The organism is Williamsia sp. z71 (assembly GCF_059553375.1).
Genome location: NZ_JCANWX010000003.1, coordinates 433,614 through 445,721, shown reverse-complemented (window position 1 = coordinate 445,721; position 12,108 = coordinate 433,614). Strand labels below are relative to the sequence as shown.

At 65.6% G+C, this 12,108-nt stretch carries 13 protein-coding genes; 8 read left to right on the top strand and 5 right to left on the bottom strand.

The window, feature by feature from the left end:
* Nucleotides 1-89: 89 nt before the first annotated feature.
* Complete coding sequence (locus AC51GR_RS10255; RefSeq protein ID WP_496324520.1) at nt 90-1,250, bottom strand: iron-containing alcohol dehydrogenase; 1,161 nt, start codon at nt 1,248-1,250, stop codon at nt 90-92.
* A gap of 171 nt (nt 1,251-1,421) precedes the next feature.
* Between AC51GR_RS10255 and AC51GR_RS10250 the strand changes: the two genes are divergently transcribed.
* From AC51GR_RS10250 to AC51GR_RS10225, 6 genes are all read left to right on the top strand, one after another.
* A complete protein-coding gene (locus tag AC51GR_RS10250) occupies nt 1,422-1,586 on the top strand; it encodes a hypothetical protein (protein WP_496324519.1) in 165 nt (54 codons plus the stop codon).
* Between the two features lie 201 nt (nt 1,587-1,787).
* Nucleotides 1,788-2,390, top strand: coding sequence for a superoxide dismutase (locus tag AC51GR_RS10245; protein WP_496324518.1), 603 nt, complete (start codon nt 1,788-1,790; stop codon nt 2,388-2,390).
* Nucleotides 2,391-2,663: 273 nt separating this feature from the next.
* Entirely contained in the window at nt 2,664-3,221 is a 558-nt protein-coding gene (locus AC51GR_RS10240; protein ID WP_496324517.1) for a peptidase, read from the top strand.
* 182 nt (nt 3,222-3,403) lie between these two features.
* Nucleotides 3,404-4,132, top strand: a complete 729-nt coding sequence (locus AC51GR_RS10235) for a TMEM165/GDT1 family protein (RefSeq protein ID WP_496324516.1) — start codon at nt 3,404-3,406, stop codon at nt 4,130-4,132.
* 63 nt (nt 4,133-4,195) lie between these two features.
* Nucleotides 4,196-4,957, top strand: a complete 762-nt coding sequence (locus AC51GR_RS10230) for an SDR family NAD(P)-dependent oxidoreductase (RefSeq protein ID WP_496324515.1) — start codon at nt 4,196-4,198, stop codon at nt 4,955-4,957.
* 178 nt (nt 4,958-5,135) lie between these two features.
* The gene (locus AC51GR_RS10225) at nt 5,136-6,155 is read left to right on the top strand and encodes a zinc-dependent alcohol dehydrogenase family protein (protein ID WP_496324514.1); all 1,020 of its coding nucleotides are present in this window, start codon (nt 5,136-5,138) and stop codon (nt 6,153-6,155) included.
* Between the two features lie 80 nt (nt 6,156-6,235).
* Here AC51GR_RS10225 and AC51GR_RS10220 read toward each other — a convergent pair whose 3' ends face one another.
* The 3 genes from AC51GR_RS10220 to AC51GR_RS10210 are packed head-to-tail and all read right to left on the bottom strand — an operon-like array spanning nt 6,236 to nt 8,453.
* The gene (locus tag AC51GR_RS10220) at nt 6,236-7,372 is read right to left on the bottom strand and encodes an MAB_1171c family putative transporter (protein ID WP_496324513.1); all 1,137 of its coding nucleotides are present in this window, start codon (nt 7,370-7,372) and stop codon (nt 6,236-6,238) included.
* Nucleotides 7,363-7,890, bottom strand: coding sequence for a hypothetical protein (locus AC51GR_RS10215; protein WP_496324512.1), 528 nt, complete (start codon nt 7,888-7,890; stop codon nt 7,363-7,365). The genes AC51GR_RS10220 and AC51GR_RS10215 overlap by 10 nt, the downstream gene beginning before the upstream one ends.
* A gap of 29 nt (nt 7,891-7,919) precedes the next feature.
* Nucleotides 7,920-8,453, bottom strand: coding sequence for a helix-turn-helix domain-containing protein (locus AC51GR_RS10210; RefSeq protein WP_496324511.1), 534 nt, complete (start codon nt 8,451-8,453; stop codon nt 7,920-7,922).
* A 362-nt stretch (nt 8,454-8,815) separates the two neighbouring features.
* Between AC51GR_RS10210 and AC51GR_RS10205 the strand changes: the two genes are divergently transcribed.
* Entirely contained in the window at nt 8,816-9,511 is a 696-nt protein-coding gene (locus AC51GR_RS10205) for a hypothetical protein (protein ID WP_496324510.1), read from the top strand.
* 48 nt (nt 9,512-9,559) lie between these two features.
* Here AC51GR_RS10205 and AC51GR_RS10200 read toward each other — a convergent pair whose 3' ends face one another.
* Nucleotides 9,560-11,197 carry a TM0106 family RecB-like putative nuclease gene (locus tag AC51GR_RS10200; RefSeq protein ID WP_496324509.1) on the bottom strand — a complete coding sequence of 546 codons (1,638 nt, stop codon included), beginning with the start codon at nt 11,195-11,197 and terminating at the stop codon, nt 9,560-9,562.
* Nucleotides 11,198-11,338: 141 nt separating this feature from the next.
* Here AC51GR_RS10200 and AC51GR_RS10195 point away from each other — a divergent pair, with 141 nt between their 5' ends.
* Nucleotides 11,339-12,034, top strand: coding sequence for a DUF6474 family protein (locus AC51GR_RS10195; protein ID WP_496324508.1), 696 nt, complete (start codon nt 11,339-11,341; stop codon nt 12,032-12,034).
* The last annotated feature ends 74 nt before the right edge of the window (nt 12,035-12,108 follow it).

Here is a 12,108-nt window from a genome sequence, read left to right as displayed (position 1 = left end):
GGTCGTCCAGGTTTGGACGCGCGAGCGCTCTCGCAGGTTGCCCGCAGGCGATGATAGTTGCCGCTTCGCGGCGTCCAAGACCTCGCGTATCAGCTGTAGATCTCCGCGTAGATCTTTTCGATCTCGTCGGCCGACGGTATCCGCGGGTTGTTGCCCGGCGAGCCCGATTCGATCGCCTGGCGGGCCATCAGCGGGATCAGCTCGTCCCACCGCTCCCGCGTGATCCCGCTGAGCTGCGGCGTCGGGACCGCCAGCTCGACGGACAGCCGGGTGAGCTCGTCGACCAGCAGGCCCGCCGCGCGTTCGTCGGAGTCGGTCGCCGCGGCACAGCCCAATGCCCGCGCGCAGTCCGCGTAACGCTCGGTGGCGCGGTCCAGTGAGAATCTGGTCACGGCGGGGAACAACATGGCGTTGGACAGACCATGCGCGAGGTGGAAGTGCGCACCGATCGGCCGGCTCATGCCGTGGACCAGTGCCACCGACGAGTTCGAGAACGCGATCCCGGCGTGCAGCGCCGCCTGCATCATCGCCGAACGGGCGTCCCGGTCCGAACCGTCGGCATACACCCGGCGCAGGTTCGCGCCGATCGCCGCGATCGCACGCAGGCAGAAGTCGTCGGAGAACGGGTTGTTCTTCCGGCTGACGTACGCCTCCACCGCATGGGTGAGCGCATCGATCCCGGTGTCGGCGGTGAGCCGGGCCGGCATCGACAGCGTCAGCTCGTAGTCGACGATCGCCGCCACGGGCAGGAACGCGCGCCCGATGCAAAGCATCTTCTCGTCGCTCTCGCTGTCGGTGATGATCGTGAACTGGGTGGCCTCGGAACCGCTCCCCGCGGTGGTCGGCACGGCCACCACCGGAAGTCCCGGCGCGTCGTTGCGCAGCGGCGCCTTGTAGTCGCGCATCGTTCCGTCGCGGACCGCGAGCAGCGCCAGCGCCTTCGCCGTGTCCATCGGACTGCCGCCACCGAAACCGATCAGCAGGTCGGCGCCGTGGTCGCGGACCGCCCGCAGCCCGGACTGCAGCGACGCCGTGGTCGGGTCGGGAACGGTTCCGTCGAAATAGTCGGCGTCCAGACCGGCGGCCACCAGCGCGCGCACCACTCGTTCGGGCGCACCCTGCGAGGACAGGAAGGTGTCGGTGATGAGTAGGGGTCGACGGGCCCCGAGACCGCTGACCACATCGGCCAGCTGATCGATCGCCCCGGCTCCGATGCGGATCTCTCGCGGCAGTGCGATGGAGCTGATCATCGGGCAATCCTAACCACCCCCTCGATCGGGGGTCGCGGTAACAACATGGGTGCCGAATTTCCGGTTCGGGTTGAGTCCCGTTGGCAGACGTGTTTAGCTGTGCGACACCAAGCCCCTGTGACCCCAGTCACTTCGGGTCGAAAACGCTGATTGCTGCAGGCAGGAGATCGGGTGGCATCCTCGACCGGCTCCGGCGCCGGCGCCCGACGTTTCGAGCGTCGCAGACCTGCATGGCCGGGATCCGAACCGATCAATATCGCGACTCGGTGTATCACCACCGGCATCAGCATTGTCGGCCTGCTGGCGCTGCTCCTGGTCCTGATCTTTTTCGCATAACAGGTGGTCCACGCTTCGTAGGCCCCCGCAATCGGACACCTCAAACCTCAACTGGGCTTGAGGTGCATTCGTCGTGCGGTATTGCACATCCCAACCGCCTACGGAAGGGTAGAACTGCGTTCAATTGGGTAAGCCCTCAAATACCCGGCGCGCCGACTACCAAGCGGGGACGACCGGTCCCCAGATAGTGAGAGGAACATCGTGTCTGACTACACCTTGCCGGAACTCGACTACGACTACGCGGCTCTCGAGCCGCACATCTCCGGCAGGATCATGGAGCTGCATCACAGCAAGCACCATGCCACCTACGTTGCCGGTCTCAATGCCACGCTCGGCAAACTGGCCGAGGCACGCGAAGACGGCACGATCGCAGACAAGGTCGCAGGCCTGAGCAAGACGCTGGCCTTCCACCTCGGTGGCCACACCAACCACTCCATCTTCTGGAAGAACCTGTCGCCCAACGGTGGAGACAAGCCCGAAGGCGAGCTGGCCGCGGCCATCGACGATCAGTTCGGCAGCTTCGACAAGTTCCGCGCCCACTTCACCGCAGCCGCGGCCACCCTGCAGGGCAGCGGTTGGGCCATGCTGGCGTACGACGCGGTCATCGGCCAGCTCGTGATCCTGCAGCTCACCGATCAGAGCGGCAACATCCCGCCGAACCAGACCCCCATCGTGCTGCTCGACATGTGGGAGCACGCCTTCTACCTGGATTACCAGAACGTCAAGCCCGAATACATCAAGGCTTGGTGGAACATCGTCAACTGGGCCGACGCCGCCGAGCGTTTCGCCAAGGCGACTGCTTGATCTCGTAGCTGCGGCAGGCAACTGCACTGCAGTTCTACTCGAACGGCGACCTCCCCGAGCCGGGGGATGGTCGCCGTTTGGCGTTCGGGGGCCGAACCTCGGGTCCACCCGCCCGTTTGGCAGTCGAGTCGGCTTGTGTGCCAACCGTTTACCGGGCATGCTTCCGATACAGCCCCGCAAAACAGACAGCTTCGCAACACCCGCGGCCACGCCGCGACGCGGTCAAAGGCGACCCACAGCAGTGACATTCACTTCCGGCAACAGGAGGTCACCATGAACGAGGACGCCACCGGACACCACACACCGCGGTCCGGACTCAAACCGATCGGCCTGACGCCCTTTCACCAGGAGGGTGAGCTGCGCGGCATCCTGATCTCCGGCCGCTGGCCGGATACCACCCTGGAATGGACACAGACGCTGGTCGCTTCGGTCCGCATCGCGTGCCGACCGGGATTCCTGCGGACCACCACAGTTTTCAGCGTCATCGAGGATCGGCCCGAAGCCTGCGATCCGGACACGGTCGGTCTGATGCTGGCGGTGGGCAGTGTCTTCGACAACAGCTTCGCCGAATCCGGCCACTTCACGACTCCGCCACCGGCACTGCTGATGCTGCATCCGCCTTCGGAGACCAGGCCGTCCCTGCCAGAGTGTTCCGATGTCGCGTCGGGTTGCGTACTGCTTCCGGGGCTCCCTGAACTCGGTCTCGACCATCGCGCCGGGTGGGCCGAGGCAGAGGCAGACGGCACAGTCGTCACGATGCGAAATCAGATCGGCGTGGACCTGGCCACCGACCCCGACACCGCCGTTCTGGCGATGTTGCTCGCCGCCTGATCCGCTCGCTCTCCGGGGGGTCCTCGCACGTCAGGACCCGCACGGAGGACCGTGCCGGGATTCACGGGTTAGGGAAACCTAAGTTTCGGTTACCCTAACTTTCCGGAAAGGGCACCCCACCTGCGTGGATGCGGGTGGTCAATTTGTTGCGCAATTATGAGAACGCCGTTTACGTTGGCTGAGTGATTACCGCATTCCTGGTCAGCTTCGGCGTGATCTTCGTGGCCGAGCTCGGCGACAAGTCACAGCTGATGGCGATGACGTATGCGCTGAAGTACCGCTGGTGGGTGGTACTCGCAGGCATCACCATCGCGACCACCCTGGTACACGCGTTCTCGGTGGGCGTGGGCCACTTCCTCGGACTGTCCATCCCCTCCGATCTGCTCACGATCGTCGGCGGCCTGGCGATGCTGGTCTTCGGTTTCTGGACCATCCGCGGCGACAACCTCGACGACGACGAGTCGGTCAAGGCCGACCGCGTCACCAAGTCCGTCCTGTTCGCCGTGATCGCGTCGTTCTTCCTCGCCGAACTCGGCGACAAGACAATGCTCGCCACGATCACACTCTCGACCGACAACAACTGGCTCGGGGTGTGGATCGGCTCGACCATCGGCATGGTCGCCGCCGACGCGCTGGCCATCGGCGTCGGCGCGATGCTCGGTCGTCGTCTTCCGGAGAAGACGATCGCCGTGGGGGCGGCGACCCTCTTCTTCGTCTTCGCCGCGTGGCTCACCATCGACGGACTGATCAGTGCCGACGATCTCGGCATCACCGTTGCGACGATGAGCCTGGTCGCGATCATCACGGTGGTCGGCGTCTGGCTGATCAAGGCCCGCCGCGAGGAAGCCGCGGCGGCGGCCGGAACCTTCGAGGGAGCAGCCGACCGGGCTGCCGCGAAAGTCGCTGACTAGGGTGTATGACGCGGGGTCTAGGACGTTCCCCGTGGACACTCATCGAAGGGACGGCATCAAGTCGTGGAGATCTCAGGATCAGCAGTATTGGTCACCGGTGGAGCCTCAGGTCTGGGCGCAGCCACCGCCAAGCGTTTCGCCGACGCGGGCGCAATCGTCTTCGGGCTGGATCTGCAGCCGTCGATCGACAAGGCCGAGCCGGCCCCGGGTGTAACCCTCCTGGCCGCCGACGTCACCAGTGAAGCCGATGTCGAGGCCGCCCTCGACACCATCGCAGCCTCCGGCGCCCCCCTGCGCGTTGCCGTGAATTGCGCCGGTGTCGGCTGGGCCAGCCGCATCCTGACCAAGAAGGGTCCACACGAGCTCGAACTCTTCCGCAAGATCATCGAGATCAACCTGCTCGGCACGTTCAACGTGATGCGACTGGCCGCCAACCGCATGCAGAGCCAGGAACCGGTCGACGAGAACGACCAGCGCGGCGTCATCATCAACACCGCGTCCGTGGCTGCCTTCGAAGGCCAGATCGGTCAGATCGCCTACACCGCCTCCAAGGGCGGCGTGCACGCGATGACCATCACCGCGGCCCGCGACCTCGCCCAGGTCGGTGTGCGCGTGTGCACCATCGCGCCCGGCACCATCAACACCCCGATGCTCGACGGCATCACCCCGGAGTTCAAGAAGACCCTCGAAGCGGGCATCCCGTTCCCGAAGCGTCTTGGCGATCCCCAGGATTACGCGAAGCTGGCCGCGTTCATCGTCGACCACGACTACCTCAACGGCGAGACCATCCGCATGGATGGCGCGCTGCGGATGGCTCCGCGCTAGCGGGCCACCTCAGGTCGATCGCAGAAGCCGGGCTCTTCACAGGGCCCGGCTTTTGCGTTTTGCCCGGCCGCCACGCGAATACCCATCACAAGTCGCCACACCTTTTCCCGCCGGACTCCCCCTCGCCAACCGGATGCTGGTTGTGTGGAGGTATCACCCCCGATGGAGGAGACACCTGATGCGTGGAGTCATTCTGAACCAGCCCGGTGACGTACAGGTCGAAGAACGTCCGGACCCGGTGATCGTCGAACCGACCGACGCGATCATTCGTCTCGCGGCGACCTGCGTCTGCGGATCGGACCTGTGGCCCTACCGCGGTGATGACCCCGCCGACCACATGCCCATGGGACACGAGTACGTCGGTACGGTCACCCACATCGGCAACGCCGTGAAAGATCTCTCGGTCGGTGATTTCGTCGTCGGATCGTTCTTCGCCTCGGACAACACCTGCGAGATCTGCCGGGCCGGCTACCAATCCCGGTGCGTGAACGCAATCCCGATGGGCGTGATCGGCACCCAGGCCCAGTACGCCCGTATCCCGCTTGCCGACGGAACACTCGTGGCCACACCCGGTCAACCCGACCCGGATCTGATCCCCTCGCTGCTCGCGGCCTCCGACGTCCTGGGCACCGGATGGTTCGGCGCCGTGGCCGCCGAGGCCGGACCGGGTAAAACCGTCGCGGTTGTCGGTGACGGCGCCGTCGGCCTGCTCGCGGTGCTCGCCGCCAGAGAGCTCGGGGCCGACCGGATCATCGCCATGAGCCGGCATGCCGACCGCCAGGCCCTGGCCCGGGAGTTCGGCGCCACCGACATCGTCGAAGAGCGCGGGGACGACGGCGTCGCCAAGATCAAGGAGCTCACCGGCGGTCTGGGTGCGCACTCCGTCGTCGAGGCAGTGGGCACACAACAATCGATGATGCAGGCCATCGGTTCCACCCGGCCCGGAGGCCATGTCGGGTACGTCGGTGTCTCCCACGACGTCGAACTCCCCGGACTGGATCTGTTCTTCGCCGAGATCCATCTGCACGGCGGACCGGCACCGGTACGCCGCTTCCTACCTGACCTGATCGACCTCATCTGGAACCGCACCATCGATCCCGGCAAGGTCTTCGATCTCACCTTGCCGCTCGAACAGGCCGCCGAAGGTTACCGGGCCATGAGCGAGCGTCGAGCCACGAAGGTCTTGCTGACCGTCTGACGCGGACTCGACCGCGACGAATGAAACCCGAAGTCCGGCAACGCATTCACCAGAGGGAGTCGCGTTTGGCGCGCACCGGTCTAGGCCGCCCGGTGTCGTGCCCGGGTGGTGCCGGGGGCCACGCGACCCAACTCTCGCGAGAGTCGTCGTAGCGGCCTGGCGTCGGAGTCGAGGTCGTCGGCGGCCCCGGCGAGCACCTCACGGACCGCACCGGACGAACCACCGGCCTCCCGATAGGTGTCGACGGCCGCATATATGGCGCCGGCCTGCTCCGCGATCGGCCGACTGTCGAAGTCTTCCGGCAAGTACGGACTGAGTTGCAGAACCGCGTCCCGGATCTCGATGACCCGACGCTGGTACATCAGGTTGATCGAACCCTCGACGCGGCGGCCGGTTCGTGGCGGCAAAACCACCTCGGGAAGCGCCGAAGTGGTCAATTCCCATAGGGTTTCGAGTTCTCGATGGTGCCTTCGATGGCGGATGTCATGACGCATCTTCATCCAGCGCGCCCGCACCATCGGATAAGACACCCCCACCAGGAACAACACCGCACCGGTCGATGACATCACGCCCGCGACCTTCAGCAGGACCGGAAGGCTGAACAAATCCAGCCCGGCGCCGACCACAAACAATGTCTGGATGAGCGAACCGACGCCGACCATCGTCAACCCGGTCAGCAGAGTGATCAGCGAATGCCGCAGATACCCTTCTGCCAGACCCACGTAACGCGCGATCGACACCACGCAGGCGCCCAGCGCGTAGACGAGATAGCTGCCGGCGATGACGAAGAACACCGCGAAACCGATGTGCTGCACGGTCCAGTCCGACACGTCCCTGGTCCGCACCGGGGTCGGGGTTGCCAGCATCGCGGCGTTGAGCCCGATCATCGCGATGACCAGTGGCACCGCTTCCATCCCGGCGCGACGCCGGCGACCGCTCTCGGTGGTCCCGAAGAAGAAGACGACCACCAGGGCGGCGACCCCGATGGCCAGCAGGCAGTAGAACAGCAGCCGGCCGGCCCCGGTGAACAGCATTGTGTCCAGCCACGCCCGCACCTGGGTGTTGGTGTCGACAAATGCCAATGTCAACGCGGCGACGGCCACCGTCAAGGCCAGCGGTTGAAGCCCGGCACGCTCTCGCCGGATCTGCTCGAGACGCCAGCACAGTGCAACGGCGAAGAGCACCATCGCAGCAGCGTTGACCAGACCTACAACCATCCCGAATGCCCCCCGAGGACGCGCTGAATACCACGCAATCCCCCGTGCCCGGCCGATCGGCCTACACCTTGCGCAGCCCTGACCGCCCATTCCCTGATGATCGTCGCCAACATCTCGGCTTCCCACTCACGCTCATCGGAATAACAGGTCCGGCCCAGCGCATCCTGTACGGACTGCTCGTTTCCCCCGACGGCCGCGCCGGCACCGCCGGCAAGCGTCGAGGGATCAGAACCGAGGATCTGATGGCCTGCAATCAGATGTCCGAACTCGTGGATGACGATCTGATCCCGGTGAAGTTTCGTGGTGCTGGCCTGGTAGAAAAAGTAATCGGCGTCCTGCGCCATCATCCAGACGCCGTTGGGCATCCCCGCCGGAAGAGGATGCGCAATGATCTTGATGGCCCGTCCGCGCTTCTCGCCGTAGAGCCGACACAGTTGTTCGGCATCGAGCGGCAGATCGAGCAACAGATCGGCGAGCTCGCGGCGACACAGCGTCCGCAGAGCTCTTTCGGACCGCATCACCCCGTCCGGTACCGCCCCCGGTCGAACTAGTCGGCTGCTTCGTGTTTCTCGACGACACGCAGCCCGGAGTGGCCGTGGCCGAGTTCGGGTTCCGACGACTTCAGGAGATCCGGCGGATCCGCGGGAAGGCCCTGCTGAACGCGAAGCACCTTGATCAACTCGTTGACGACCGTCACCGAATCGCTCGACAGTCCGGCGAGACGAAACGCCGCCAGCTGCACGTTGGTGTCGGCCTGCAGGCGCATGAGGTCGATCTGGTCGCGGGTGCGCTGGGCGGCGCGGTCTTCGAGGAAGTAGTGAACGTCCACCCCGAACGCCGCCGAGATGCCCTCGACCGTGCGGAAGGAAGGCGACTTCGCCTTACCGGACCGCAGTTGGCTCAAGTACGACTCCCCGAGACGGAAACCGAGTTCGGTGGACCGGTTGGCGATGGCCTTGGCGCTGTAAGCGCGACCGTTGGGGCCGGGTACCGTCCGGAAGAGCTCTTCGAGTCGCCGGGCGAACAGACCCGGGTCGAATGTGGTGGTCTCGGGATCCACCGGTTCCACATTGTCAGTCATTCCATGCTCCACACGCATCAAAGATGTCCCTCTGTGAGGCCGATCGCCGCAGCACGAACGGCTAGCAGTTCGGAAAATTCACTACGCCGTATGCCCTGTTTGCCATATGGTAGCTTACTGCAAATTAGCTACCGGTCACGCTCAGGCGCTCCGGGGGATGCATGATTTTTCCGGTTCGGGCGGAGTCGACGCTGACTTGCCCACCTGAATAAACCGTGTACAGACGAAAATTTCAATAGCTGATTTGTGGAAGCCGACCTGGAGGATCGATGCCGGAGCACCGTGCGTGTCGGGTCAGCACCCTGCAGTGGTCGGTATTCCTCGGAACCTTAGCTTTGCTCATTGGCGGCGTTTGCCTGCTGGTGACCAATTCTGTCGCGTCCGCACACTGCAATCCGGCATGGTCGAACTGCGAGGATCACCCCACGACAACGCCGGCCGGCGCTACCGAAACCACATCGGCCACCGAGACGAGTCCGACCACCGGCATCGAAATCCCTGTCGATCCGGAGTCACCCACGAACACCCCGACGGCACCGGCCCGGCCGCCGGCTCCGACTTATGACCCGCCGACCGGCGGGGGCGCCACATCGACGTCTTCCGGCAACAACTCGCAGCAGACCGCGACCAGGCCGCCCGGACAGCCACCGAAGCAGAACACCCCGACAACACCCGAGGATCGGGACGCCGGCCTCGCGCCGGTCGCGCCGACCGGCGGCGGTCCGGGAGGTGGTGGCGGCACCAACGGTGGCGGTATCGCCGTCGAGTCCGTCCCGACGGTCGAACCCGCGACGAGTGCGCCCGCCCCGACGGCAGCGACCCGCCGGAGTCCACCGTTGCAGAAACCGTTGGACACGACCCTCGTACCCGTCAGCACAGCCATCGATCCGGTATCGTCCTCCGCGCAATGCCTTGTGGGGACCACGGATTCGGGTGGCTGTGCCGGCGCGGACACCGCACGCGATCTCGCGCCTGCGGGCTTGCTCATCCTCGGGGCGCTCGCACTCCTGGGCAGTGGCTCGTTCCTCGAATCACTGCGTGGCGCACTTCGGAGTTGACGGCACCACTGGCATCCGGACCGACGACCACACCGCCCGCGGGGGGAGTCAGTGGTCGGATGCGAGGTCCGGCGCCGGCAGCTCTGATCCGAGCGGGATGTGCTGCGCTCCCCCGCCGTCCATCCACTCCCGCAACGCCTTGGTGGCCCGGACGTCGTCCTCGTTGTATTCGAGCAACCGCACGCGCTGGGTGTGGTCGACCTCGTCGCCGTCGAGTCCGACCGCCCGGCGATACCACTGCATCGACGCCTCACCGCCGGCCTCGTCATCCCGCCACCGGAAGCCCGCATGGGGTGCGATCTTTTTCAGGCCTTTTCCTTCGGGACTGAGGAAATTGCGGCTCACCGCTTCGTAGATGTCGACCCAGTGCTCAGAATTGATGAACGCGGTGACCTCGTCGCGGGTGGGGATCCCCGGATATCCGGCGAATCGATCGGCCGAACCGAGCAGCCATCTGTTCTCGGCCTGTTGCGAATAGCAATAGGCCGCGAATGATTTGCCATCAGCAATGGCCGTCTGCAGTTCCGTCATCAGCCAGCCCCAGAACTCGGCGAAGGATCGTGCCTCGTCCACGGTCGGCAACGGTGTCCAGGTGACGAACGGGATGTACCGCACCGGGCGCGACGGATCGGTGTTGTCGGTCAGGAGCGTGCCCCACAGATACGCGCCGTCGTCCTGGTAGCTCTCCATGTCGATGTCGACCTCGACATCGGCGCGGGCCACCTCGACGTCGGGCATCCGGCGGATCAGCTTCACATCGGCGAGATAGGCCCGGGCCAGCAGGATCGGATCCTCGAGACTGGAGAGTCCCTCCGGAAGCGGGCCGTCGTACGCCGCGAGCTGGTCGATGGTCCGCACCCCGACCGTGGCGAGCATCTGGGTGAGATTGCCATTGACCACCAGGCTCACGTCGTGGGCCTGCTCGAGTTCGGGCCCGCAGGCGCTCCACCAGACGCAATTGCGGCACTCGCCGATCCGCGACGGCGCGGTCGCCACCCTGCCGCGGGCGATCGCCAGTCGGCGGGTCAGCAGCTCGTCGTAGCGGACGAGTGTGTCGCTGAGGTCATGGACGACCATCGCGGTCGGGTCGAGGCCGATGACGCCACCGGCCGGTGTGGCCGCGGCCATGCCGAGGGTCTGCAACAGCCGGTACAGGTGTGCCAGACGGATGGTGTCGCGGGCATTGCTGCGCACCTTGCGCGTCTCGTCCAGTGCCGGCACCCATCCCCAAACCGGGCTGGTCACTGCGCCCGAACCGGGATCGAACGATTTGTGATTCACCACGATGACGGGCACGAAGCCGGAATCCACCCTGATCAGCAGCTCTGCCCAGCCGCGGCGACCGGCCTCGGGATCGTCGGGCAGGGTGGCGCCCCAGATCCACTTGGCGCCCGCGTTCATCGCAGAGACGGTCGCCTTCATCCGCGCCCGCATCGTCCGGCCCGAACTGACGTCGGCCCAGCGGTGCAGCTCTGCGGCGTGCAGTCCGTGCAGCATGTCCCGGACGCGCTCGCGGTGCGCGGCGGCCGCTTCCTTGCGCAACACGACCGACGGGTCGTCGGGAACCGACTCCACCTTGGGAAACAGGGAATCGCGGGCGAGCCGATGCTCGCATCCACTCAGATCGCGAGGACTGAGCAACGGGGGTCTTTTCGGGCCGGATGGCACCGATGAACGAATTGCCATCACCACCATCCTCTCGTGTGCGTCAGCGGTGCATGCGCCGGACCCACGCTATGTAATGCTTGTACCGCAACTGCACGACAATTGTGCAGGCCGCCTGAGATGGCGCGAGGCGGGTGGTCACTACGAGAGGGTCTGAACCGTATGGGTCTGTTCAAGTCGGGACGCATCAGTCGGGCGGAGCGTAAAGCCCAGGCCAAGGCACTCAAGGCGAAAGCCAAGCTCGAAGCGCGCCTCGGAGACAAGTCCGGGCGCAAGTTCGCCAAGGCCGGACTCAAGCAACAGCGCAAGCTCGCCAAAAAGGCGCAGAAGTCGCAGGCGAAGTCCGAGAAGAACGCCGCCAAGCTCACCAAGGCGACCAACTCGACCAACCTGAAGATCGCCCAGGCGAATGCCAAGGCCGTCGCCGACGGCAAAGTGCTCTCGCCCACGCGCGTAAAGCGTTACCTGTCGGTTGCCAAGGTGCTGTCCCCGGTCCTCGTGCCGCTCGCCTACCGCGCCAGTACCGCCGCGCGGGAACAGATCAGCCGCATCCAGGCCGATCGCGCCGGGGTGCCGGTTGCCGAACTGAACAAATACAGCGGCCACGGCGCGGCGCTGTCGGCCCGGATCGCCGGCGCCAACGAGTCGCTGCAGACCTTGGCCGCCAAGCACCCCGCGGACGCCGAGACCAAGACCTTCACGACGATCATGAATCAGCGTCTGTCCGACCTGTCGACAGCGGTGGCCGCCGCCGAGACGATGCCCGCCGCACGACGTCGTAGCGCGCACGCGGCCATTTCTCGGGAACTCGAGGCCATCGACGCCGATCTGCTGGCACGACTCGGAGTACGTCCCTGACCCCACTGGCAGTTGCTCTCACCGCACCGGCGCTGGCGGTTGCCGCCCACGGTGCGGCGTCGGGCCATCTCCCG

Coding starts and splice junctions, on each gene's coding strand:
- AC51GR_RS10195 (WP_496324508.1), top strand. CDS start 11,339: ATGGGTCTGTTCAAGTCGGGACGCATCAGTCGGGCGGAGCGTAAAGCC.
- AC51GR_RS10215 (WP_496324512.1), bottom strand. CDS start 7,890: ATGCGGTCCGAAAGAGCTCTGCGGACGCTGTGTCGCCGCGAGCTCGCC.
- AC51GR_RS10220 (WP_496324513.1), bottom strand. CDS start 7,372: ATGGTTGTAGGTCTGGTCAACGCTGCTGCGATGGTGCTCTTCGCCGTT.
- AC51GR_RS10255 (WP_496324520.1), bottom strand. CDS start 1,250: ATGATCAGCTCCATCGCACTGCCGCGAGAGATCCGCATCGGAGCCGGG.
- AC51GR_RS10200 (WP_496324509.1), bottom strand. CDS start 11,197: ATGGCAATTCGTTCATCGGTGCCATCCGGCCCGAAAAGACCCCCGTTG.
- AC51GR_RS10225 (WP_496324514.1), top strand. CDS start 5,136: ATGCGTGGAGTCATTCTGAACCAGCCCGGTGACGTACAGGTCGAAGAA.
- AC51GR_RS10210 (WP_496324511.1), bottom strand. CDS start 8,453: ATGACTGACAATGTGGAACCGGTGGATCCCGAGACCACCACATTCGAC.
- AC51GR_RS10240 (WP_496324517.1), top strand. CDS start 2,664: ATGAACGAGGACGCCACCGGACACCACACACCGCGGTCCGGACTCAAA.